Origin of the sequence: Streptomyces gottesmaniae (genome assembly GCF_031845845.1) — a bacterium.
Taxonomy (GTDB): Bacteria; Actinomycetota; Actinomycetes; order Streptomycetales; family Streptomycetaceae; genus Streptomyces; species Streptomyces akebiae.
Genome location: NZ_JAVRFJ010000014.1, coordinates 112,471 through 135,234 on the forward strand (window position 1 = coordinate 112,471; position 22,764 = coordinate 135,234).

The 22,764-nt window shown below is 71.1% G+C and carries 18 protein-coding genes and 2 pseudogenes; 11 read left to right on the forward strand and 9 right to left on the reverse strand.

The features are described 5' to 3' along the window. The first annotated feature begins 49 nt into the window (after nt 1–49). The 5 genes and pseudogenes from RM704_RS17865 (at nt 50) to RM704_RS17885 (ending at nt 7,011) form a co-directional block, all read left to right on the forward strand. A complete protein-coding gene (locus RM704_RS17865) occupies nt 50–1,543 on the forward strand; it encodes a hypothetical protein (RefSeq protein WP_033527138.1) in 1,494 nt (497 codons plus the stop codon). Nucleotides 1,544–1,945: 402 nt separating this feature from the next. Further along, nucleotides 1,946–3,430, forward strand: a complete 1,485-nt coding sequence (locus RM704_RS17870; RefSeq protein ID WP_033527137.1) for an alkaline phosphatase PhoX — start codon at nt 1,946–1,948, stop codon at nt 3,428–3,430. Nucleotides 3,431–3,540: 110 nt separating this feature from the next. Beyond that, a complete protein-coding gene (locus RM704_RS17875; protein WP_157856689.1) occupies nt 3,541–4,752 on the forward strand; it encodes an LAGLIDADG family homing endonuclease in 1,212 nt (403 codons plus the stop codon). Nucleotides 4,753–5,138: 386 nt separating this feature from the next. Then, nucleotides 5,139–5,777 (forward strand): annotated as a pseudogene (locus RM704_RS17880) (GntR family transcriptional regulator); the annotation flags it as partial. Nucleotides 5,778–5,991: 214 nt separating this feature from the next. Then, entirely contained in the window at nt 5,992–7,011 is a 1,020-nt protein-coding gene (locus tag RM704_RS17885; protein WP_033527136.1) for a 1-aminocyclopropane-1-carboxylate deaminase, read from the forward strand. 82 nt (nt 7,012–7,093) lie between these two features. On the opposite strand, the gene RM704_RS17890 is transcribed toward RM704_RS17885, so the two are convergent. Next, entirely contained in the window at nt 7,094–8,311 is a 1,218-nt protein-coding gene (locus tag RM704_RS17890) for a TerD family protein (RefSeq protein WP_311590837.1), read from the reverse strand. Between the two features lie 265 nt (nt 8,312–8,576). Here RM704_RS17890 and RM704_RS17895 point away from each other — a divergent pair, with 265 nt between their 5' ends. After that, nucleotides 8,577–9,455 carry a thermonuclease family protein gene (locus RM704_RS17895; protein ID WP_033525848.1) on the forward strand — a complete coding sequence of 293 codons (879 nt, stop codon included), beginning with the start codon at nt 8,577–8,579 and terminating at the stop codon, nt 9,453–9,455. A gap of 39 nt (nt 9,456–9,494) precedes the next feature. On the opposite strand, the gene RM704_RS17900 is transcribed toward RM704_RS17895, so the two are convergent. From RM704_RS17900 to RM704_RS17925, 6 genes are all read right to left on the reverse strand, one after another. After that, nucleotides 9,495–10,484 carry a zinc-dependent alcohol dehydrogenase family protein gene (locus RM704_RS17900; protein WP_033525849.1) on the reverse strand — a complete coding sequence of 330 codons (990 nt, stop codon included), beginning with the start codon at nt 10,482–10,484 and terminating at the stop codon, nt 9,495–9,497. Beyond that, complete coding sequence (locus tag RM704_RS17905) at nt 10,481–11,362, reverse strand: carbohydrate ABC transporter permease (RefSeq protein ID WP_052145892.1); 882 nt, start codon at nt 11,360–11,362, stop codon at nt 10,481–10,483. The genes RM704_RS17900 and RM704_RS17905 overlap by 4 nt, the downstream gene beginning before the upstream one ends. A gap of 17 nt (nt 11,363–11,379) precedes the next feature. Beyond that, nucleotides 11,380–12,318: a carbohydrate ABC transporter permease gene (locus RM704_RS17910; RefSeq protein WP_033525851.1), complete on the reverse strand. Its 939-nt coding sequence runs from the start codon at nt 12,316–12,318 to the stop codon at nt 11,380–11,382. Then, a complete protein-coding gene (locus RM704_RS17915) occupies nt 12,315–13,682 on the reverse strand; it encodes an ABC transporter substrate-binding protein (RefSeq protein WP_033525852.1) in 1,368 nt (455 codons plus the stop codon). The genes RM704_RS17910 and RM704_RS17915 overlap by 4 nt, the downstream gene beginning before the upstream one ends. A gap of 161 nt (nt 13,683–13,843) precedes the next feature. Further along, nucleotides 13,844–14,614, reverse strand: coding sequence for a DeoR/GlpR family DNA-binding transcription regulator (locus RM704_RS17920; RefSeq protein WP_033525853.1), 771 nt, complete (start codon nt 14,612–14,614; stop codon nt 13,844–13,846). A 299-nt stretch (nt 14,615–14,913) separates the two neighbouring features. Then, on the reverse strand, nt 14,914–15,723 hold the full coding sequence (locus RM704_RS17925) for an NAD-dependent epimerase/dehydratase family protein (RefSeq protein ID WP_033525854.1): 810 nt from the start codon (nt 15,721–15,723) through the stop codon (nt 14,914–14,916). A 264-nt stretch (nt 15,724–15,987) separates the two neighbouring features. Here RM704_RS17925 and RM704_RS17930 point away from each other — a divergent pair, with 264 nt between their 5' ends. Together RM704_RS17930 and RM704_RS17935 are read left to right on the forward strand one after the other, a co-directional pair. Then, nucleotides 15,988–16,944, forward strand: a complete 957-nt coding sequence (locus RM704_RS17930) for a 5-dehydro-4-deoxyglucarate dehydratase (RefSeq protein ID WP_033525855.1) — start codon at nt 15,988–15,990, stop codon at nt 16,942–16,944. Beyond that, complete coding sequence (locus RM704_RS17935) at nt 16,941–18,107, forward strand: hypothetical protein (protein WP_033525856.1); 1,167 nt, start codon at nt 16,941–16,943, stop codon at nt 18,105–18,107. Before RM704_RS17930 ends, RM704_RS17935 begins: the two co-directional genes overlap by 4 nt. A 33-nt stretch (nt 18,108–18,140) precedes the next feature. On the opposite strand, the gene RM704_RS17940 is transcribed toward RM704_RS17935, so the two are convergent. Together RM704_RS17940 and RM704_RS17945 are read right to left on the reverse strand one after the other, a co-directional pair. Further along, nucleotides 18,141–18,746 (reverse strand): dihydrofolate reductase family protein, encoded by a 606-nt coding sequence (locus RM704_RS17940; protein WP_033525857.1) that lies wholly within the window; start codon nt 18,744–18,746, stop codon nt 18,141–18,143. Nucleotides 18,747–18,767: 21 nt separating this feature from the next. Next, nucleotides 18,768–20,324: an MFS transporter gene (locus RM704_RS17945; RefSeq protein WP_311590809.1), complete on the reverse strand. Its 1,557-nt coding sequence runs from the start codon at nt 20,322–20,324 to the stop codon at nt 18,768–18,770. Nucleotides 20,325–20,479: 155 nt separating this feature from the next. On the opposite strand from RM704_RS17945, the gene RM704_RS17950 reads away from it, so the two are divergent. The 3 genes and pseudogenes from RM704_RS17950 to RM704_RS17960 all read left to right on the forward strand — a co-directional run bounded on the left by RM704_RS17950 (nt 20,480) and on the right by RM704_RS17960 (nt 22,749). Next, a complete protein-coding gene (locus RM704_RS17950; protein WP_033529239.1) occupies nt 20,480–21,073 on the forward strand; it encodes a TIGR03086 family metal-binding protein in 594 nt (197 codons plus the stop codon). A gap of 90 nt (nt 21,074–21,163) precedes the next feature. Beyond that, nucleotides 21,164–21,914: pseudogene (locus tag RM704_RS17955) on the forward strand (MBL fold metallo-hydrolase). 178 nt (nt 21,915–22,092) lie between these two features. Then, nucleotides 22,093–22,749, forward strand: coding sequence for a GntR family transcriptional regulator (locus RM704_RS17960; RefSeq protein ID WP_033529130.1), 657 nt, complete (start codon nt 22,093–22,095; stop codon nt 22,747–22,749). Nucleotides 22,750–22,764 lie beyond the last annotated feature (15 nt).

The window sequence follows — 22,764 nt, forward strand, 5'->3', positions numbered from 1 at the left end:
AACGCTCGGCCGCCGTTCGTCACCCTTTGTTCCGAGGAGATCCCCGCCGATGTCAGACAGCTCGCCACTGCCGCCGGTGCGGCTTCTCCCCGAAGCGGAGCTGGCGCGGGAGGCGCTCGCCACGCCGTTGCTCTCGCGCGCCGCGCGGCTCGCCCGCTGGGCCGGCCCGGACACGCGGGTGGGCACCGGGGGCGAACTCGTCGAGGAGCAGCTGCCCGCGGCCGCCGAGGCGCTCGGCCTCACCGGCGAGGGAACCGGAAGCGGCGAGGGCGTCGCGGGTACGGACGGCGGCGACGCCGCGGCCCTGGCGAGCGAGGCCTGGCGGGTGGCCGTGGACACCGGGCTCGTCGAGATCGTGGACGAGGAGGCCGGGACGGTCGCCGTGGGTGACGAGCTCGCGCTCCTCACCTCGGGCGGACCACAGGACGTGCTCGGCATCTGGCTCAACGCCCTGCAGACCACCCTCGCCGACGCGAGCGTGCCCGACCTCGACGGCCTCGTCGAGGCGATGGACTCCGGCGGCGAGATCGACCTCTCCCAGCTGGACTGGGACCCCGAGGCCGAGGCGGAGTTCCTCGACGGGGTGCTCGGCAACCTCTACCTCCTCACCGTCAGCGAGGACGGCCCCGACGGGCCGGTGCCGCTGCCCGCCCTCGCCGCGTCGATGATCGTCCCCGACGACATGGGCGACCCCACCAACGACGTCCTGGAACAGGTCTCGGACGCCATGATGCGGCTCGACGACCAGTTCCGGGTGCTGGAACCGGTCGGGCTGGTGGAGTACCAGCCCGTGGACGAGGCGCTGATGACGGACGCGGAGGAGGCCGCGGCCGCCGCCGAGGGGCCGGGGGCGCCCGCCGTCGACGACACCGACGTCACCCGGTACGGCATGGTCCGGCTCACCCCGCTGGGGCTGTACGGGGTGCGGGCGCGGCTCTTGGAGTCCGGCATGGACGCGCCCGCCGTGGGGGACCTCGTCGACAAGGGCGCGGACGTGCTCCTCGACGGCACCGCGGGATTCCCTCCGGCGGCGGCCCAGGCCGAGACCGAGCAGTGGCTCGCCCGTCGTGAGGCGCTGGCCGCGGCACGGGAACTGCTGGCCGCCGCCCGCGGCTCCGACCCGGGTGCTCCGCTGCGGCGGCTGCGCTGTCAGCAGGCGCTGTCCCTCGTGGGGGCCGTCGCCGAACCGGCCCTCCGGGAGGTCCTGGACGACCCCGAGCTGGGTGGGCTCGCCCGTGTGTGGCTGACCGAGCGCGGTGCCGGCGACGTGCCCGCGCCGTCCGAGGCGATGGTCTTCTGGCTCACCATCGACACGGTCGCCGCGCAGTTGGCCGCCGAGGGGAACTCGGCGGAGCTGCGGGGGCTGGTGGAGGGGTTGGCCGCGCAGCACGGGTCGTTCTTCGCGGCGGCCTGGCGGGTGGATCATCCGGCTACGCCGGATGTGCTGGAGGCGATGGGGAGGATCCACCCCGACAAGAAGGTGGCGAAGGAGGCTCGCAAGGCGGCGTTCAAGGCGCGGTCGCAGATGGGGCCGGGGGTCTGATGGTTCGGGGCGCGTGATGTTTGTCTGAGTGCGCCTGATGGCTCGGGTGGTTGCGGTTGTCTGGCGGGTGCGGGTGCGGGTGCGGGTGCGGGTGCGGGTGCGGGTGCGGGTGCGTGGGGCTTCTCGCGCCGTTCCCCGCGCCCCTGAAAGCACAGGCCCTGCGGGCCTGAAAAGCACGGGGCGCAGCCCCTGCTTCTCAGGGGCGCGGGGAACTGCGCGACCAGCCCCCACGCACCCGCACCCGGCGACGAAAGGCACCCCCGCCCCCTGGGCGCACCCGCCTCCGCACAGGCACCCCCGAGCCATGGGGCGTTCAACCGGTGTTCAGGCAGGGGCGCGACCGTGTGGCGCGACACCCAGGGTCCGCCCCCCACGGTCAGCCCACGCCACGCAGGAGACAGCATGTCGCTCACCCGCAGGGATTTCGCCAGACGATCCGCGGCCACCGGAACCGGTGTCGCTTTGGCCGGTAGCGTGGGCGCACTCGCCACCGCACCGAACGCCCTCGCGTCGACGGACACGGACGCGGCGGACTCCAGGACGGACGGCGGCGCGACAGCGGACGGCACCGAAGGCGGGGCGGACCGCCACGGTGGCGTCGGCTACGGACCTCTCGTGCCGGACCCCGACGGCATCCTCGCCCTGCCCGCGGGCTTCACCTACCGGATCATCACCCACAGCGGCAGGACCAGGCTGGAGTCGGGCGAGTTCACCCCGGGCAAGCACGACGGCACCGCCGCCTTCCCCGGCCCCCGCGGCACCACCCTCCTCGTCAACAACCACGAACTGAAGGGCCCCCGGGCCAACTGGGAGTTCCCGGTGCCGCTCACCGAGGGGCTCGTCTACGACCCGGCGGCGGCCGGCGGCTGCACGGTGGTCGAGGTACGGCCCGACGGACGGGTCGCCGAGTGGGTCGGCATCGCGGGCACCTCCACCAACTGCGCGGGCGGCAGCACCCCGTGGAACACCTGGCTCACCTGCGAGGAGAACTCCGACCGCGCCGGCGTCAACGGCATGACCAAGGACCACGGCTACGTCTTCGAGGTCGACCCCTGCGACCGCCGCGCCAACCGCGCCCCGAAGCCGCTGAAGTTCTTCGGCCGCTACGACCACGAGGCCGTCGTCATCGACCCCAGGCGCGGCCACGCCTACCTCACCGAGGATGCCGCGGCCCCCAACGGCCTCTTCTTCCGCTGGACCCCGCCCAAGGGATTCACCTACGGCCCGGGGAAGTTCCGTACCCTCGCCGACGACGCGGGCGTCCTCCAGGCCCCGCGGTGCTACGACTCCGGTGGCCGGTTCGTCGACGACCTGTCCCGCGCCACCCGGATCGGCACGGTCTACGGGGTCGACTGGATCGACGTCCCCGACCGCGACGCCAGGACCGTCGCGGTGCGCAAGCAGTTCACCGACACCGAGATCACCCGCGCCCGCAAGCTGGAGGGCATGTGGTGGGGCGACGGCGGCGCGTACATCGTCTCCTCGTACGCCCGGGCCGAGAGCCCCGGTGCCGCGCACGACGGCCAGGTCTGGTTCTACGACCCCAAGCGCCGCACCCTCACCCTGAAGGTCCTCCTCGGCGTCAACCCGGACCCGTCCGCCGACGGCGCCCTCGACGGCCCGGACAACATCACGGTCTCCCCGTACGGCGGCATCATCCTCGCCGAGGACGGCGAAGGCGTCCAACACCTGTTCGGCGCCACCGACAGCGGTCGTACCTACCCGATCGCCCGCAACGACCTGAACATCGGCACCGAAGAGGAGCCGGAGTACAGCGAGTTCGCCGGCGTCACTTTCTCGCCCGATGGAAAGACCCTGTACGCCAACATCCAGACGCCGGGCATTCTGCTCGCGATCACCGGGCCGTGGAAGCGGCAGAAGCGGTAACTGCTTCGGGTCCCCCGATCGAGTGGCTCTGATCGAAGACCCTGAGCACCTCTCCGTCTCGACATAGCGTTTGGACATCGTACTGATGGCCGTTCGTGATGGAGAGGATCATGGACAAGGAACTGCGGGGCGGCATTGTCGAAGGTTCTCGCGTGTGGCTTCCAGATGGTTCTGCAAGACCGATCGAGGAAGTGGTCGCGAAACGCCTTCCTGTGCTGTCGTACAACAAGGAGTGGGACACCAGACCGGTTCGGTACGGAGCCAATCAAGGGCCACGTGACCATTCGGTCGGCGAACTTACCGGAGTCTTGCCGAGTATTTGGTCCGGTAGCGTTCTGCGCGAGGCGTACAGCATCAGATTCGTATCTGGTCGCACCATCGAAGTGAGTAGTGATCAGCCATGGGTGACACAGCGGCGAAGAGGACGTCAGGCATGGGAATGGAAGCGGAGTGACACTCTGGCTGCAGGTGACCGGGTACCGTTTCCATTGGCTGCTGCTCACTTCGGAAACGAGGGAGATGCTCGCGAAGGGTATTTCGTCGGAGCGATGCTCGGCGATGGTGGAATGACGTCGTGTACTCCCGAGTTCCATGGTGACCCGCATGACGGAGCTGCAGCGTTCATGCGGGACTTTGCCTCTGAGCATGGATGCGGTGTGCGTGAAACCCCGAATGGTTCGATCGTGCGCATGCGATTCCCGTTCCGGTCAGGGTACCGGAACCCCATTACTGAATGCCTTCGTCGCTACGGCGTGTGGGGCCAGCGGTGCGACCGGAAGTCCTTGCCCTCTAATGCATTCAGCCGTGATTTCTGGCTCGGGTGTCTTGCAGGGCTCATCGACACCGATGGCTGTGTGCGGGAGAGAACCAATCCGCGAGGTACGGCGCATGGTTGCGTCGAGTACACCACAGTATCGCCAGTGTTGGCGGCCCAGGTTTCCGATGCCCTGTTGCGTCTCGGCGTTGCCAGTCGGTTCACTGTCGTCAAACGGCGGCGGAGCGAGAAGCATTCCATCAATGGCTATCGGATTGAGAGCCGTCGCCCGATCTGCATCGTCGAAGTCTCGCGAGCGACCGCACTGGTCCGTCTCGCCGGTCTTCTGGAGCTTCGTATAGGATACAAAGCTCGCAAGTTGGAGCGACTGGCTCAGGTGGTCGGCCACGTAGCCCCGGCGTGCAGCGATATGCATGGCTACGACGCGGCTGTGGCCTTGGACAGAGTGAAGGCTGTTGAGTCGATCGGTGTCAAAAGCGTTTATGGCGTACTGACATCCCCCTCCGGCTTGTTCGTGGTTAACGGCCTTGTGGCAGGTGCCAGGTAACGGCTGGTGCGCGGAATGGCCGCGCACCAGCCATAGAACGACATCCTTCGTGCAGCTCCACGCTACTTACCGCCGGAGATCCACTTCTGGAGCGCCCTCCGCAGCTTCTTGCGGCTGCCTCCTGCAACCGCTGCCAGCAGGAGGACGAAGTAAGCGACATTCTCTGATGCCGTGACGTGAAGTTCGAGCATGGAGACCTACCTGGGTGTCTCGGTGGAGGTCCCCATGTCTGAGATCAAGATGAGCCTGCCAGGCTCTGCGCACCAAACACGGGTGATTAACCCGACGTTAACACGAGTCACATCCGTGCCGCCCGGCTTCTGGAGCTGCTCCAAAGCCGGCGACCCCTTGTCTGAACTTCACACTGACATCTAACATTTCAGTTCATGGAGGCCATACGACCGGTCGGGCGCACCCTTCTCAGGGACCGTGCCTACCAAGCCATCCGGGACGCCATCGTGGCCGGGGAGATCGAGCCCGGTGCGGTGGTGCGCGACGCCGAGCTCGCGGAGTTGCTGGGGCTGTCGCGGGCGCCGGTGCGGGAGGCGTTCTCCCGGCTGGTCGACGAGGGGCTGCTGGAGACCAAGCCGCAGAGCTACACACGGGTCACGGCTGTCGTGGCCGCCGATGTGCGGGACGCGGCGGCCGTGGTCGGCGCCATGCACGAACTGGCCACCCGGATCGCCGTGCCCCGGCTGTTCGCGGCGGACGTCGAGACGATGCGCTCGGCCAACGAGCGGTTCGCGGCGGCCGTCCGCACCGGTGACGTGGACGCCGCCCTCGTCGCCGACGACGAACTCCACGACGTCCTCGTCCGGGTCAGCGGCAACCGCGCGGCCGCCGCCACCATCGCCCGCTACACCCCGCTCATCCGCCGACTGGAGCGCCGGCGCTTCGGCGAGGGCGGCAACTGCCGCTCGGCCGGCCTGCACGACCAGTTGATCGAGGCCTGCGCGGCCGGCGAAACGGACGAGGCGGTCCGCGTGACGGGGGAGATCTGGCACGGCCTGGCCGCGCTCGTCGACGAGCCGGCTGACGAGCCTGCCGACGGACCGGTTGACGAGCTTGCCGACGGACCGGTCGGCGAAGCGGTCGACGAGCTGGGCGAGCGGCCGAACCGGCTCCCCGTCGCCCCGCCCGTGCTCGAAGCGGACCGCTGACCCGACGCCCCCACGACCTCGCCCCGCCCCGCCCCACCACGCCACGTACCGCCCCGCCCCACCCACTCCGGGAGGACCCGTGTCCCTTTCTTCCTTCGAGCGCTATCCGCTCCTCTTCGGGCCCTCACCGGTGCACCCGCTGGAGCGGCTGACCGCCCATCTGGGCGGGGCCTCGGTCTGGGCCAAGCGGGAGGACTGCAACTCCGGTATCGCGTACGGCGGCAACAAGACCCGCAAGCTGGAGTACCTGGTCGCCGACGCGATCGCGCAGGGCTGCGACACCCTGGTCTCCATCGGCGGCGTGCAGTCCAACCACACCCGCCAGGTCGCCGCCGTGGCCGCCCGCACCGGGCTCAAGTGCGTGCTGGTGCAGGAGAGCTGGGTCGACTGGCCGGACTCCGTGTACGACAAGGTCGGCAACATCCTGATCAGCCGGCTGGCCGGCGCAGACGTACGGCTCGTCCGGGCCGGCTTCGGCATCGGCTTCAAGGAGAGCTGGGAACTGGCGCTCAGGGAGGTCGAGGAGAGCGGCGGCAAGCCGTACGCCATTCCGGCCGGCGCCTCCGACCATCCTCTCGGCGGCCTGGGCTTCGCCGGCTGGGCGTACGAAGTGGCCGAGCAGGAGAGGGAGTTGGGCGTCTTCTTCGACACGGTCATCGTGTGCTCGGTGACGGGCTCGACCCAGGCCGGCATGGTCGCCGGGTTCGCCGCGCTGGAGGAGGCGGGTGGACGGTCGCGCCGGGTGATCGGCATCGATGCCTCGGCCAAGCCGGAGACCACCCGTGAGCAGGTCGCCCGGATCGCCCACGACACCGGACAACTCATCGGTCTCAAGCGGGAGTTGACCCTCGCCGACGTGGAGCTGGACGACCGGTACCACGCCGGGATCTACGGCGTCCCGGACGACGCCACCCTCGTCGCCATGCAGCTCGCGGCGCGCACCGAGGGCATGGTCACCGACCCCGTCTACGAGGGCAAGTCCATGGCCGGGATGATCGATCTGATCGAGCGCGGCGAGATCGGGCCGGAGTCCACCGTGCTCTACGCGCACCTCGGCGGGCAGCCCGCGCTGAACGCGTACAGCGGCGTGATCCAGTAGGGAGCGGGGGAGCGGCCCCACCGCCTCTCCGTCCACCGGGCGCCCTCCGTGTGCGGGGGCGCCCAGTGTCGTACGCGGGCCCTCAGAGGGCCTGGGCCGCCGGTTTCACCATGCCCCTGACCGTGCGGGACTTCACGAAGTCGCCCATCGCGGTCATCTCCCACTCGCCGGAGAACTGCTTGATCAGCTTGGCCATCATCACGCCGGTCTGGGCCTCGGCGTTGGTGAGGTCGAAGCGGACCAGTTCCTCGCCGGTCGCGGCGTCGAGGAGGCGGCAGTAGGCCTTGGCGACCTCGGTGAACTTCTGGCCGGAGAAGGAGTTGACGGTGAAGACCAGGCCGGTGACGTCCTGGGGAAGCCGGCCGAGGTCGACCACGATCACCTCGTCGTCCCCGCCGCCCTCCCCCGTGAGGTTGTCGCCGGAGTGCTTGATCGCGCCGTTGACGATGGAGAGCTTGCCGAAGTAGCAACTGTCGATGTGGTTGCGCTGGGGGCCGTACGCGATGACCGACGCGTCCAGGTCGATGTCCTTGCCCCGGAACGCCGGCTCCCAGCCGAGGCCCATCTTGACCTGGGAGAGCAGCGGGCGGCCGCCCTTGACCAGGGAGACCGTCTGATTCTTCTGGAGGCTGACGCGGCCCTTGTCCAGGTTGATCTTGCCGGCGCCGGGCGCGGGCGGGGCGGGCGGGGCCGCGGGCGGCGGAGGTGTGGCGGCGACGCGGGGGTCGACGGGCGGGGCGGCCGGGGCCGCCGGGGGCTGCATGGCGGGGGCGGGCGGGGCGACGGGCTGTGCCGGAGCCGGGGCGGGCTCCTCCACGGTGACGCCGAAGTCCGTCGCGATGCCCGCGAGGCCGTTCGCGTACCCCTGGCCCACCGCGCGGGCCTTCCAGGCACCGTTGCGCAGATAGACCTCCACGATCACCAGGGCCGTCTCCGTGCCCAGCTGCGGCGGGGTGAACGTGGCGATCACCGAGCCGTTCGCCGCGTCGCGGATCGTGGCCGTCGGTTCGACGCCCTGGAAGGTCTGGCCGGCCGCGTCGGGGCTGGCCGTGACGATGATCTTCTCGATGCCCGGGGGGACGGCCGTGGTGTCCACCGTGATCGAGTCGGGGGTCGTGCCGCCGCCGGAGCGGTACGTCACGCCCGGGCCGCTCGGCTGGTTGTAGAAGATGAAGTCGTCGTCCGAGCGGACCTTGCCGTCGGCGGTGAGCAGCAGGCCCGAGACGTCGAGCCGCACGGGCGCGGCGACGTCCACCGCGACGCGGGTGACGGGCAGCGGGATGTTCGAGCCGGGGGTCATAGCGGTCATGCCGGGAGAACGATTCAAGCCGCTTTACCGTTCCCTTACCGTCCAGGTTGGGGCCGTGTGGGTGGGGTGGGTGGGGGTGGTGCGGCGAGGGCTCCGCGGAGGGCGGCACGGTCCCACCGGCCAGGCCCCCTTTCCATGCTCAGTCCTCCCGAAAGGGCCGGTTGGCGTCTTTTGTCCTAGCTTGGGACATGCGTCCGCGTGTGCGCTGTCCGTGGGATGCATACCCACAGTGACGTCCGTGAGGAAAGGTGCCGCCATGGCCATGCTGCTGATCAGAGGAAGGTTCAAGGTCGAGGGGGGTGCCAAGCCGGACGGGGACACGCTCCCCTTCATCCCGGACGACGTGGATGACTGGAGGCTGGTCCCCGGCGACACACCGATCGTGCCCAAGGCCGACGGGCGCGCGAGTATCCGGCTCGAAGGGATCGACGCCCTGGAGACCCACTACGGCGAGGAGCCGCACGTGGAGCACCAGCCAAGGGGTCTCGCTCACGCGGCCGCCGACCAACTGCTGAAGTTCCTCGACTTCAAGACCGTTCTCCGGGACGACGACGAGACCGTCGCCACCGTGCCGGACAGCGTGCCCGGCTGGATCCTCACCCGGGGCGCCGACACCTACGGCCGCTGCGTGGGCTTCGTCGGCAAGGGCACACCGCCCGTCCACAGCGGCTACTGGACGGGCGTCGACGAGGACCTGCTGAAGCGCACCGCCAACCACCGCCTGCTCCTGCTCGGTCTGGCCTACCCGACCTTCTACTCGGGCCTGCCCTTCCCCCTGCGCGAACTGCTCGCCGAAGCCGCGGAGAAGGCGATAGCGTCCGAGATCGGTGTGTGGAAGGTCGACAGGACTCTCGACGGCGTGAAGGTCCTGGGAATGGCTTCCCTGACGGACGACAAGACCGGTGCGGTGATCCTGCCGAAGCTGTTCCGCCGCCTGAAGGACTACCTGGACTTCGCGGGCCCGGCACCCTCCCTGGCCTGCTTCCGCGCCTTCCTGGCCGGAGCCCAGGACGAGTACCGCCTCCCGGACTCCGGCAGGCTCCACCGGGGCCTGCACCACATCGTCGAGGTCACCACCGACAACACGGTGAAGATGACCCGCCCGTGCAAGGACATCGTCTTCGTGGAGAAGTGAGCGGGCGACACCGCCGGACCCGCGCCGGGCGGGGTGCCCTCAGGGGATCACCACGATCTTGCGGCCGATGCCCGAGGCGAACTGGTCCAGGGCCTGCGGGTACTCGTCCAGAGGGAGACGGTCGCTGATGAAGACGTCCGGGTCCAGGACACCGCCCGCGAAGAGTTCCGCCGCGCGTTCGAAGCTGTGCAGGACGGCCATGGAGCCCGTGATGGTGATCTCCTGGTTGTAGATGCGGTAGGGGTCGATCGTGACCCGTGTCGCGTAGTCGGCCACTCCGAACTGCAGGAAGGTGCCGGCCTTGGCCACCCGGTCCAGGCCGTCCTGGATGGCGGCGGCGTTGCCCGTCGCGTCGATCACCACGTCCCAGCCCTGCGGCCGGTCCAGTTCGTCGGGGCCGGCGGCGGACGCCGAGACGCCCAGCCGGCGGGCGGTCTCCAGGCGGGAGGGGTTCACGTCGACCACGTCCACGCTCGCCGCGCCCGTCCGCTTCGCGAGCTCCAGCATCATCAGGCCCATCGTGCCCGAGCCGTAGATGAGGACGTGGGCGCCGAGGCGGGTGCGCAGGACGTCGTAGCCCCGTACCGCGCAGGACAGCGGCTCCACGAGTGCCGCGTCCTGCGTACGGACGTGCTCCGGGAGCCGGACGCAGTTCGCCACCGGCGCCACCGCGTACTGCGCCGCGCCTCCCGCCGTGGTGACCCCGATCGCGGCCCACCGCTCGCAGAGGTTGTTGTGGCCGGTGCGGCAGTAGCGGCACTCGTGGCAGTACAGGGACGGGTCGACGGCCACCCGGTCGCCCACGGAGAGCTCCGTGACCCCGCCGCCCACGCCCACCACCTCGCCCGCGAACTCGTGCCCCGGCACGATCGGCAGCTTCGGGGCGAACTCGCCCTGGAGGATGTGCAGATCGGTGCCGCACAGACCGCACGCGGCGACCTCGACGACGACCTCGCGGGGGCCCGGTGTCGGGTCCGGGACCTCGGCGACGACGGCCTTGCCCACGGACTCGATGACGGCGGCCTTCATTTGACGGCTCCCAGGGAGAGGCCCTGGACGAGCTTGTCCTGGGCGGCGAACCCCGCGGCGAGCACCGGCAGGGAGATGACGAGCGACGCGGCGCACACCTTGGCCAGGAACAGGCCCTGGCTGGTGATGAAGCCGGTCAGGAAGACGGGGGCGGTCTCGGCGACGACACCGGTCAGCACCCTCGCGAACAGCAGTTCGTTCCAGCTGAAGATGAAGCAGATCAGAGCGGTCGCGGCGATGCCGGGGGCCGCTATCGGCGCCACCACCCGGGCCAGCACCGTGGGAAGCCGGGCGCCGTCCAACTGCGCGGCCTCGATCACCGCCACCGGGACCTCCGCCAGGAAGGACTGCATCATCCAGACGGCGATCGGCAGGTTCATGGAGGTGTAGAGCAGGACGAGGAGCCAGATGTTGTCCAGCAGGCCCGTGTTCTTCGCGAAGAGGTACAGGGGGAGCAGGCCCGCCACCACCGGCAGCATCTTCGTGGAGAGGAAGAAGAACAGGACGTCGGTCCACTTCTTCACCGGCCGGATCGACAGCGCGTACGCCGCCGGGAAGGCGAGGAGGAGGACCAGCAGCGTCGACGCCAGGGACGCCACCGTCGAGTTGATCAGGGCCGGCCAGGGGCTGGCCCCGCCGCCCACGCCGAAGAACTCCCGGTAGCCGTCGAGGGTCAGGGAGGCCGCCCAGGACGGGGGGTTGGTCGCCGCGTCCGGCTCCGAGTGCAGCGAGGTCAGGACCATCCAGGCGATGGGGAGGAAGAAGAGGAGGCCGAGCAGCCAGGCGGCCACGCCGAGGCCGGCGCCCCGGGCCCGGCGGGAACGCGCCGGGCGTGTGTCCGCGGTCGTGCCGCGCGCCCCCGTCCTCGTGCGGTACATGTCTGTCGTCGTGTCGCTCATCCGCGCGACACCTCCTCGCGGAACAGCGACGACACCACGCGCAGGGCGAACGTCGCGATGATGATCGAGCCGATGACGACCAGGACGCCCGCGGCCGAGGCGAGGCCGTTCTCGTGTGCCTGGTAGAAGGTCTGGTAGACGGTGTACGGCAGGTTCGCGGTGCCCAGGCCGCCGGAGGTGATCGTGAAGACCGCGTCGAAGTTCTGCACGATGTAGATCGAGCCCAGCAGCGCGCCCAGTTCGAGGTAACGGCGCAGGTGCGGGAGCGTCAGATGGCGGAAGATCTGCCAGTCGCTCGCGCCGTCGACCCGGGCCGCCTCGATCTGCTGGTGGTCCCGGGACTGCAGTCCCGCCAGCAGGATCAGCATCATGAACGGCGTCCACTGCCACACCAGGGAGGCCTCGACCGCGAGCAGCGGGGTGTCCGAGATCCAGTCCGGCTGGGGGCCGCCGACATAGTGCAACAACCCGTTGAACAGGCCGTATTCGGGGTTGTAGAGCACATGCTTCCAGAGGAGGGCCGCCGCCACCGGGACCACCAGGAAGGGGGCGATGAGGAGGGTGCGGACGATGCCCCGGCCCCGGAACCTCCGGTCGAGCAGCAGGGCGAGGGCCAGACCGAGGACGAGGCTGGCGAGGACCACGGCGACGGTGAGCAGGATCGTCGTCCACACCGAGCGGCGCAGGTCGGGGTCGGTGAGGACCTCGCCGTAGTTGGCGAGGCCGGTGAAGGCGCGGGCGTCCGGGTAGAGGGAGTTCCAGTCGAAGAAGGAGATCACCAGCGTGGCCACGAACGGGAGCTGGGTCACGACGATCATGAAGATCAGGGCGGGCAGGAGCGGGGCGCGGGTCGCCCAGGCGCGCAGCCGGGCGTTCGGTGTGCCCCGGGTGCGTACGGGGTTCGCCGCCATCGGCGCTGTCGTGGTCGCGGTCATCGTCCCTCGTACTCCTCGGAGATCTGCTCGGCGAGCTCCTGCGACGTCCTCAGGGCCGACGCGACGGACTGGCGTCCGGCGATGGCCGCGCTGATCTCCAGGGAGACCTTGGTGCCGAGGTCGGTGAACTCGGGGATGCCGACGAACTGGATGCCGGGCGCGGGGCGCGGCTGCACCCCGGGGTCGGTGGGCCGGGCTCCCTCGATGGCCTCGCGGGTCATCTCCTGGAAGGCGGCGGCCTCCTCGCGGTAGTCCGGGTTCGCGTACGTCGACTCCCGCTTGCCGGCGGGCACGTTCGACCAGCCGATCTCGTCGCCGACCAGTTCCTCGTACTCCTTGCTCGACGCCCAGGAGACGAACTTCCAGGCCTTGTCCGGGTTCCGGGAGGCCTGCTGGATGCCCCAGGCCCAGGTGTAGAGCCAGCCGGAGGACTCGGTCTTCTCGACCGGCGCCGGTACGTAGCCGACCTTGCCCTTCACCGGGGAGTCGGCCGCCTCCAGGGAACCGGCCGCGGACGTGGCGTCGTACCACATGGCGACCTTGCCCTGGGTCATGTTGTTGAGGCACTCGGCGAAGCCGGCCTGGGCGGCGCCGGACTCGCCGTGCTCGCGCACGAGATCCACGTAGAACCTGGTCGCGCGCTCGAACTCGGGGGAGTCGAGCCGGGCCTTCCAGTCCTTGTCGAACCAGGTGCCGCCGAAGGTGTTGACGACGGTGGTGAGGGGCGCCATGACCTCGCCCCAGCCGGGCAGGCCGCGCAGACAGATGCCCTTCATGCCGTCCTCGGCCCCGTCGGCCTTCGCGGCGAGGTCGGCGACCTGCCGCCAGGTGGGGTGTTCGGGCATGGTGAGGCCCCGCTCGGCGAAGACGTCCTTGCGGTACATCAGGAAGGACGACTCGCCGTAGAACGGCTGCCCGTAGAGCTTGCCGTCGTCGCCGGTCAGGGACTGGCGCATCGGCTTCAGGATGTCCTGCTGGTCGAAGGCCGGGTCCTTCGCGACGTAGGGGTCCAGTTCCTCGAGCCAGCCGTTGCGGGCGTAGATGGGTATCTCGTAGTTGCTGAGCGTGGCCACGTCGTACTGGCCCGCCTGGTTGGCGAAGTCCTGGCTGATCTTGTCGCGGACGTCGTTCTCCGGCAGCACGGTGAAGTTCACCTCGATGCCGGTCCGCTTGGTGAAGTGCGCGGCCGTGAGCTTCTGCAGTTCCTGCATCTGGGGGTTGTTGACCATCAGCACATTGATGGCGTCGCCGCCGGATCCCGCCCCGCCCGCCCCGGTCCAGCAGCCGGAGAGAAGCGGGGCGAGCAGCGTCCCTGCGGCGACCGCGGCGAGTGCGCGCGGCCTCCGTCGGCTCGGGATTCGCATGGATCGCTCCTGGACGTATGGGGAGAAAAGGGGTTCTTCGCGGCGCGGGATGTGCATGAGGGGGTTCGTGGGTTGTGGGGTTCGTGTGATCCCTCGGGGTGAGGGTTTCGGGACGGGGGTTCTTCGCGGCGGGGGAGGGGTGGGGAGTGGGCCGGTGGTCCTCAGACGCGGATGACCTGGGCGCCCAGCAGTGAGTAACGGTGGGCCTCCGACGTCGGCAGCAGGGTGCTGGTGACGATCGCGTCCAGGTCGCCCACCTCGGCGAACCGGCAGAAGCTGACCGCGCCGAACTTGGTGTGGACGCCCGCGAAGACCGTGCGCCGGGAGGCGCGGATCGCCTGGGCCTTGACCTCGCTGACGGCCGGGTCGGGGGTGGTGAGGCCGTGGTCGCGCGTGATGCCGTTGGCGCCGATGTATGCCAGGTCGATGACGAAGCCGGCCAGCATCCTCGTCGTCCAGTGGTCGACCGTGGCGAGGGTGCCGGGGCGCACCCGGCCGCCGAGCAGCAGCACGGTGGTGTTGCCGGCCTCGGCGAGGGTGCCCGCCGTGGCGAGCGAGGCGGTGACCACGGTCAGCGGCCGGTCCCGGGGCAGTGCCTCGGCGATGAGCTGTGGGGTGAAGCCCTCGTCGACGAAGACCGTCTCCGCGTCGCCCAGCAGCTCGGCCGCCGCGGCGGCGATCCGGCGTTTCTCGGGCACGTGGCTGGTGGCGCGGAAGGCGAGCGTCGTCTCGAAGCCGGCGCTCTCCACGGGATACGCCCCGCCGTGTGTGCGGCGGACCAGTCCGTGGTCCTCCAGGGCGCGCAGATCACGCCGTACGGTCTCCTTGGCGACGCCCAGTTCGACGGCGAGTTCGGCGACGTCGACCGCGCCCGTGCGGCGGGCGGCCCGGACGATCTCGCGCTGCCTTTCCTCCGCGCTCATGGCCGACACCCGCTCTCCCTCGCCTCGCCGTGCTGCTGCCCGTTCGGGCCCGCTGCGGGCCCTGGGGGAAGTTCTACAGCGGGTGCGCGGCGCCGACCAGGCCTGTTGCACGTCCGATGCTGCCCGCCCCTGACCGTTTCACGCAACCGGGGCCCGTCGCGGACCTGCGGGGGAGGGGGGATCGGGCAACGGGCGTGCCCGGATACGGGAGCGGGCGGGCCCGTTCGGTGCCCGCCCGCTCCTTCCGCACGACGTACGGCCCTCGTTTCCCGTACGACGTACGAACCCTTGGGTCGCCGCCGGTCCGGTCAGTGGGGCCAGATCGGCGGGTCGTTCACGAAGTGGCCGCCCAGGTTGGCGTGGGCCTCGTTCCGGGGGTCCAGCTCGCCCTGTTCGGCGATGAGCTTCTCGGCGTACGGCTCGGAGTCGTCCCTCGGCTCGTAGCCGAGGGCGCGGGCGGTGGAGAGGTCCCACCACAGGCGGGTGTTGGCGGAGGAGCCGTAGACGACGGTGTGGCCGACGTGCTCGGCGGTCAGGGCCGCGTGGAAGAGGCGGGCGCCGTCGGCCGGGCTCATCCACAGGGAGAGCATGCGGACGCTGGTGGGTTCGGGGAAGCAGGAGCCGATGCGCACCGACACCGTCTCCAGGCCGTGCTTGTCCCAGTAGAGCTGGGCCAGGTCCTCGCCGAAGGACTTGGACAGGCCGTAGAAGGTGTCGGGGCGGTGCGGGGTGTCGACCGGGATCAGCGGGCCCCCGTCCCCGGGGCGGGGCGTGAAGCCCACCGCGTGGTTGGAGGAGGCGAAGACGACACGGGGCACGCCCTCCTCGCGGGCGGCCTCGTACAGGTTGTAGGTTCCCTCGATGTTCGCCTTGAGGATCTTCTCGAAGGAGGCTTCCAGCGAGATGCCCGCGAGGTGGATGATCGCGTCGACGCCCCGTACGGCCTCGCGTACGGCCTCCTTGTCGGCGAGGTCGGCCGTGATCGCGTCCGGCGCGCCCTCGACGGGCATCAGGTCCAACAGGCGCAGCTCGTAGCCGTGGGCCGGGAGCAGGTCCCGCATCAGGGTGCCGAGTCCACCGGCGGCGCCGGTGAGCAGAACGGTGCGGGGAGCGGGCATCCGCGGATCTCCTTGCATCGCCAACCGTGCACATGGGCGTCCGGTATTCACATTCATGGACACGCTAAGGAGTGCGGTCGCGCGCGTCAAGGGGGACGCGAGGGCGGGAAATGGCTGGTGCGGTGGGGGTTGTTCGGCTTGACCGGCCCCGCGGGGGCGCCTTAGCGTGCTCCTGTTCAGAAATGTAAACATTGATCAGCGACATGGACCTGCGCGTCGACGTCGGCTCGGACCGTCGACCTCGGCCCGGACTTGGGAGCCCCCGTGACGTCAGCCCCTCTCACCGCCCGGCTCAGGGTCCCCAGCGGACCGCTGTTCTTCCCCGTCACGGCGTACGGCCCGGACGGCGCCGTCGATCTCGACGCCTGTCGCGCGCACGTCCGCCAGGGCGTCGACGCCGGGGCGGCAGCCGTCTTCGTCGCCTGCGGCACCGGCGAGTTCCACGCGCTCACGCCCGAGGAGTTCCAGAGTTGCGTACGGGCCGCCGTCACGGAGACGGCCGGCCGGGTGCCCGTGGTGGCCGGCGCGGGCTACGGCACCGCCCTCGCCGTGCGCTACGCCCGCCTCGCCGAGGAGGCGGGCGCCGACGGCCTGCTCGCCCTGCCGCCGTACCTCGTCGTGGCCGCCCAGGAAGGGCTGCTGCGCCACTACCGGGAACTGGCCGCCGCGACCTCCCTCCCGGTCGTCGTCTACCAGCGCGACAACGCGGTCCTCACCCCGCAGACCGTCGTCGAACTGGCCCGCACCGAAGGGATCGTCGGCCTCAAGGACGGCGTCGGCGACCTGGACCTGATGACACGGATCGTGAGCGCGGTACGCGCCGAGGCCCCGACCACCGGTGACTTCCTCTACTTCAACGGCCTGCCGACCGCCGAGCTGACCCAGCCCGCGTACCGCGGCGTCGGGGTCCCCCTGTACTCGTCGGCCGTCTTCTGCTTCGTCCCGGAGATCGCCCTCGCCTTCCACCGGGCGCTCGAAGCCGGTGACCGTGCGATCGTGGAACAACTGCTCGACGGGTTCTACCGGCCCTTCGTCGAACTCCGCGCCAAGGGCCGGGGCTATGCCGTGTCACTGGTCAAGGCCGGGGTACGGCTACGGGGACTGGACGTGGGCGGCGTACGGCCGCCGCTGCACGAGCCGGCCGAGGAACACGTCAAGCAGTTGGGCCAGTTGATCGAGCGCGGACACGCGCTGCTGGAAGAGTGCCAGGAGGGCAAGTGAAGGCGTCGACGTTCGTCTACCCGTGGGACGTCAACGGGGACCCGGCCGCCGCGGAGCGCATCGCGGGGCTGGGCGTACGACAGGTGACGCTCGCCTCCGCGTACCACTCCACCCGCGCGCTCACCCCCCGCCACCCCCGCCGGCGCATCGTCACCGCCGAGCACGCGGCCGTCCTGTACCCGCCGGGCGCGCGCTGGGAGGGCCGTACGCTGCGGCCGTACACGGCGGGGGAGTGGGCGCCGGGTGACGCGTTCGGCGAGGCGGCGACGGCCCTCGCGCACGCCGGTCTCGACGTGCACACCTGGGTCGTCCTCGCCCACAACTCCCGGCTCGGCGCCGAGCACCCCTCGACCTCCGTGGTCAACGCCTACGGCGACCGGTATCCGTGGGCCCCGTGCGTCGCGCAGGAGGCGACCCGGGAGTACCTCGTCGACCTGGCCGTGGAGGCGGCGGTCCGGCCGGGCGCCCGCGGCACGGAACTGGAGTCGCTCGGCTGGTACGGGTTCTCCCACCTCCACGCCCACGACAAGACGGGCGGCGTCGGTCTCGGGGACGCCGGGCAGTACCTGATGTCGCTCTGCTTCTGCGGGACCTGCCGCGCCGGTTACGCCGAAGCCGGCCGGGACCCCGAGGAACTGGCGGCGGGCGTCCGGGGCGCGCTGGAACCGCTGTGGCGGGGCGACGCCGTCGACGAGGGCTGGCCGGCCGTGGAGAAGCTGCTCGGCGCGGAGCGGGCGGCGGCCACGCGCGCGTGGCGGGACGCGATCGCCCGCTCCCTCCAGGAGACGGCTGTCGAGGCGGTGCGCGCCGCCGCGCCCGCGGGGTTCCGGATCCTGCTGCACGCCGACCCGGTGCCGTACCACTGCGGTGCGAACCCCGGGGTCGACCCCGAGCACATCCTCCGTGTGGCGGACGGCGTCGTCGTCCCGTGCGCGGGCGGGCCGGGTCTGCTGCCCGCCTTCGCCGAGGTCGGCGCGGAGGGCGCCGTACTGGCCGCCAACTTCGGCATCGTGTCGGGCATGGGCGGCAGCCCGGTCACCCTGGCCGAGGACGCGGGCCGGGCGGCGGAGCTGGGCGCGACCGAACTCCGGCTGTACCACGCGGGTCTGGCCTCCGACCAGGACCTGGCGGCGGTGCGGGAGGCGTTGACGGCGGTGGGGTGAGCCGACGGGGCCGGATCGCGGTGCCCGCCCGGCTCAGAGCACGCGGTAGGTCAGGTGGGTGACCAGCGTCGTCGAGCGGGAGGTCAGCTGCCTCAGGTCCAGCGGGGGGACGCCCTCGAAGAGCCGGGTGCCGGAGCCGAGGGTGAACGCGGCGATGTGCAGCCGTAGTTCGTCGACGAGGCCGGCGGTCAGGTACTGGTTGACGGTCGTCGCCCCACCGAGGATCGTGACGTCGCCCTCGCCGGCCGCCGCGCGGGCCCCGGCCAGCGCGGCGGTGATGCCCTCCGTCACGAAGTGGAACGTGGTGCCGCCGGCCATCGGCCGCGGGGTGCGCGGGTGGTGGGTGAGGACGAACACCGGCGCGTGGAACGGCGGATCGTCGCCCCACCAGCCGTTCCACGGCCGGTCCCACGCGCCGCGCACCGGGCCGAACATGTTGCGCCCCATGACGAAGGCCCCGGCCGTGTTCAACCGGTCGATCTCGGCCCGGTTCTCCTCGGGGGCGTCGAACATCCAGGCGTGCAGCGCGGCGCCCGAGCCGTCGCCGCCGTCGTCGCCGAACGGGCGTTCCTCGGTCTGGTGGTGCCCCGCCGAGTAGCCGTCGAGCGAGATCGTGATGTCGCAGATCACCCTGCCCATGCGTACAGGGTCCCGCACGGCTCAGCGACGGCGCAGCAGCGCGGCCGCCGGCAGGAGGAAGACGGCCCCCACCGTCACCGACAGCACCGGGAGGTCGACCGGTCCCACCAGGGCCGCGCCGATCGCCATGCCCACCGCCGTCGGGGCGAACAGCAGCGTGTGGGCGGTGGCCGTGACCCGGCCCAGCAGGTGGGGTGGCGTGTGGCGTTGGACCGCGGTGAGTGTCGCGACGAGGACACACGGCAGACCGGCGCCGATGGCCGCGCCGCACCCGAGGGCCACCGTGTCGTCGGGTACGGCGCGCAGCGCCACCGCCACCCCGGTCAGGGCGATCCCGTACGCGGCGAAACGGCGCTCGCCCAGGCGGCGCAGGAGGAGGCCCGTGGTCAGGCCGACGACGATCGATCCGGCGCCCTGGGCGACGTGGAGGAGGCCGGCGTGGGCGGGGGAGCGGCCGAGGGACTCGACCACCGCGAAGATCAGGGAGCCGTTGACCCCCGACAGCAGCATGGTCGTGCCGCCTGCCAGCACGAGGGGGCGTAGGCGCGGGTCGGTGAGAAGACGGCGGACGCCTTCGGCGGTGCGGCTGCCTTCGGCCGTGGGGACGTTTTCGGCGGTGCGGGGGCTTTCGGCGGTGCGGGGGCTTTCGGCCGTGGGGACGTCTTCGGCGGTGCGGGGGCTTTCGGCCGTGGGGACGTTTTCGGCGGTGCGGGGGCTTTCGGCCGTGGGGGCGTCTTCGGTGGTGCGGGGGCTTTCGGCCGTGGGGACGTTTTCGGCGGTGCGGGGGCTTTCGGCCGTGGGGACGTCTTCGGCGGTGCGGGGGCTTTCGGCCGTGGGGGCGTCTTCGGTGGTGCGGGGGCTTTCGGCCGTGGGGACGTCTTCGGCAGGGCGGGGGCCTTCGGCAGGGCGGGCGCGTGAGCCGGGGGCGGTCCGTCCAGCGGGGCGGGAGTCCGCCGCCCGGCCCGGGCCCCGCTCCCGGTGCCCGGCCCGCTCCCGCACCAGCCCGTACAACCCCGCGGCCGCGACGAACGACACCGCGTCCAGCAGGGCCACCGTCGCTCCGCCGTACGCCGCGTACAGACCCGCCCCCGCCAGGGGAGCCAGCAGCTTCATGCCCTCGTTCGCCGTCATGCGCAGACCGTTGAAGTCGCCGAGGAGGCAAGGGGCGACGGTGGTGGCGACGAGGGCCGACTCCGCCGCGTCGTGGACGACGCCCGCCGTCCCGTATACGAGAAGGACGGCGTAGAGGAGCCACAGGTCGCCCGGGGCGTCGACGGCGAAGAGGGTGAGGAGGAGGGCGGCCAGGGCGAGATCGGTGGTGATGAGGAGCGCACGGCGGCGGGGGCGGTCCGCGAGGGTGCCCAGCACGGGCCCGGCGAGCAGCGGCGCCCACAGCATCACCGCGCACAGCGCCGCCAGCGCGTCCGAGCCGGTGAGGTCCTTGACCCAGACGCCCGCGACCAGCCACATCGCCGACGAACCGAGACCCGAGACCACCACCCCGGCCAGATACAGCCCCGCGTCGCGGTCCCGGAGCACCCGTGCCACCGCCCATGTCGTGGATGTCGTGGAAGTCATGGCTGGTGAGCGTGGCGCTAAGGCCCCGGCCCGGGGATCGGGCGGATGCCCTAGGAATCGTCACCCGGAAAGGTGGGTGGTCCGCGGGCGATGAGTTCTCGGGGCGCCGGGGGTCTACCGAACACGAACGACGAAGACCGGTGAAGGAGTACCGCATGACCGACCACGGCCCCACCTCCCTCGACCTCGGCCCGCAGGCCCGGATCGTCGCCCGGCTCGTCGCCGCCGTCCGGGACGACCAGCTCTCCGGCCCCACCGCGTGCCCGCAGTACGCGGTGCGCCACCTCCTCGGGCATCTGCTCGGGCTCGCCACCGCCTTCCGGGACGCGGGCCGCAAGGAGCTGGGGGTCACGACGGACACCGCCCCGCAGGCGGCGCTGCCGGACATCGGGCCCGACTGGCGCGAGGCCCTGCCCCGGGTGCTCGACGAGTTGGCGGAGGTCTGGCGGGACCCGGCCGCGTGGACCGGTGAGACAAGGGCGGGCGGGGTGCCGCTGCCGGGGGACGTCGCCGGGGCCGTGGCGACGGACGAACTCGTCGTGCACGGCTGGGACCTCGCTCGCGCGACCGGTCAGCCGTACGAAGCCGATCCGCCGGCCCTCGCCGCGACGCACTCCTTCCTCGAAGCCTCGGTCGACGACCCGTCGCGCGGCGAGATCTTCGGCCCCGTGGTGCCCGTCCCGGACGACGAGCCGCTGCTGGACCGGGTGATCGGTCTGAGCGGACGTGATCCTCAGTGGAAGCCATAGCGGCCACCCGGCGAGCAACACCATGAGCAACCCACGAAAGAACGTACAAACGCGGCGCGCGCCCCCGCCCGCGTCCGTACGCTCCCGAGCATGCCCCTGAGCCTCACCGTCCTCGGCACCGCCTCACCGCACCCCGGCCCGGGCCGGCCGGCCTTCCGGGTATCTGCTGCGCGGCGGGGGCGCCGAGATATGGGTGGACGCGGGCTTCGGTACGTTCGCCGAGTTGCAGCGGCACACGGATCCCACTCGGCTCACGGCGATCTGGATCTCGCATCTGCACGCGGACCACTGCGCGGATCTGCTGGCCGCGGCCTACGGGTTCGCCTACGGCGGCCTCATCCTGCCGGCGCCGCTGCCGGTCTACGCGCCCGGTGACTGCGCCGCCCGGGTCGCGGGCTTCCTCGGGCGGTCGGACAGCTCCTTCCTCAACGGGGTGTTCGACTTCCGACCCCTGTACGACGGCCACACCGCCAGACACTGGAACCTCACGCTCACCGCCCGCGCCGTCGTCCACGACGTGGAGGCGTACGGGCTGCGCACCGAGTGCCAGGGGCGGGTTCTCGCCTACTCGGGGGACAGCGGACCGTGCGACGAGCTGAGCGCGCTGGCCGCCGGCGCCGACCTGTTCCTGTGCGAGGCGGACATCGACACGCATCGCGAAGGCGAACCCCGGGTGCATCTCACCCCGGAGGAGGCCGGGAGGTACGCCAAGGGCGCCGGCCGGCTGCTGGTCACCCATGTGGGGCCCACGCTCACCCCGGAGGGGGCGACCGGGCGGGCGGCGGTGGTCTTCGGTGGCCCGACCGAGAGCGCGCGCGTGGGTGACACCCACACCGTGTGAATCCCTCGTGTGACACCAAGATCATGTGACGGCGCGCACATCTTCTTCTGTCAGAAGCATTGACGAAACACGGGCGCCCTCCCTACCTTCAACGCGTCGTACTTCGTACGTCATATATGAGACGCGATATGGGAGATCCCATACGTGAGATCGCATACGTGAGATCCGAGAGGCGCGCATGACCTCTGTGCCCATGCCGATCCCGTCCCGCACGCAGTTCGTGCTGGAGGGGATCAAGCACCGCATCCTCACCGGGCAGTTGACGCCCGGTCAGGCCCTGGTCGAGACCGAGCTGGCCGCGCAGTTCGGGGTGTCCAAGACGCCCGTCCGAGAGGCGCTCAAGACGCTGGCCGGGACCGGACTCGTCGTGATGAGCCAGTACAAGGGCGTCACGGTGCGCATGGTGGACGCGGACATGGCGCGCGAGGTCTACGACGTGCGGCTGCTCCTGGAGCCGGAGGCGCTGCGTCGCTCGGTGCGGCGCGGTGTCCCGTGGGACGCGGCGAGTGACGCGCTGACCAGGGCCGACGAGGCCACGGACACCGCCGAACGATCGCTGGCCAACCGTGAGTTCCACCGCGCGCTGTACGTGCCGTGCGGCAATCCGCTGCTCGGCCGGATGCTCGACGAGGTGCGCGACCAGGCCGCCCTGGTCTCGGCCGTCGCCTGGGCCGCCGACCCCTCCTGGGAGCGGGAGGCCGCCGAGCACCGGGAGATCCTGCGGCTCGCCCTGGACGGCGACGCCGACGGTGCCGCCGCGGCCCTGTACGCGCACATCGCCTCGTTCGTGGAACGGGCCTTCCCGGGGGTCCGCGAGGAACAGCAGGCCCAGTGAGCCCGCACGACCCGT

Bases quoted from the DNA above. Each gene is read 5' to 3' on its own strand.
- RM704_RS17900 (WP_033525849.1), bottom strand. From the start codon at position 10,484: ATGAAGGCCGCCGTCATCGAGTCCGTGGGCAAGGCCGTCGTCGCCGAG.
- RM704_RS17960 (WP_033529130.1), top strand. From the start codon at position 22,093: ATGACCTCTGTGCCCATGCCGATCCCGTCCCGCACGCAGTTCGTGCTG.
- RM704_RS17925 (WP_033525854.1), bottom strand. From the start codon at position 15,723: ATGCCCGCTCCCCGCACCGTTCTGCTCACCGGCGCCGCCGGTGGACTC.
- RM704_RS17940 (WP_033525857.1), bottom strand. From the start codon at position 18,746: ATGGGCAGGGTGATCTGCGACATCACGATCTCGCTCGACGGCTACTCG.
- RM704_RS17945 (WP_311590809.1), bottom strand. From the start codon at position 20,324: ATGACTTCCACGACATCCACGACATGGGCGGTGGCACGGGTGCTCCGG.
- RM704_RS17895 (WP_033525848.1), top strand. From the start codon at position 8,577: ATGGCCATGCTGCTGATCAGAGGAAGGTTCAAGGTCGAGGGGGGTGCC.
- RM704_RS17875 (WP_157856689.1), top strand. From the start codon at position 3,541: ATGGACAAGGAACTGCGGGGCGGCATTGTCGAAGGTTCTCGCGTGTGG.
- RM704_RS17890 (WP_311590837.1), bottom strand. From the start codon at position 8,311: ATGACCCCCGGCTCGAACATCCCGCTGCCCGTCACCCGCGTCGCGGTG.
- RM704_RS17865 (WP_033527138.1), top strand. From the start codon at position 50: ATGTCAGACAGCTCGCCACTGCCGCCGGTGCGGCTTCTCCCCGAAGCG.
- RM704_RS17910 (WP_033525851.1), bottom strand. From the start codon at position 12,318: ATGACCGCGACCACGACAGCGCCGATGGCGGCGAACCCCGTACGCACC.
- RM704_RS17905 (WP_052145892.1), bottom strand. From the start codon at position 11,362: ATGTACCGCACGAGGACGGGGGCGCGCGGCACGACCGCGGACACACGC.
- RM704_RS17950 (WP_033529239.1), top strand. From the start codon at position 20,480: ATGACCGACCACGGCCCCACCTCCCTCGACCTCGGCCCGCAGGCCCGG.
- RM704_RS17870 (WP_033527137.1), top strand. From the start codon at position 1,946: ATGTCGCTCACCCGCAGGGATTTCGCCAGACGATCCGCGGCCACCGGA.
- RM704_RS17915 (WP_033525852.1), bottom strand. From the start codon at position 13,682: ATGCGAATCCCGAGCCGACGGAGGCCGCGCGCACTCGCCGCGGTCGCC.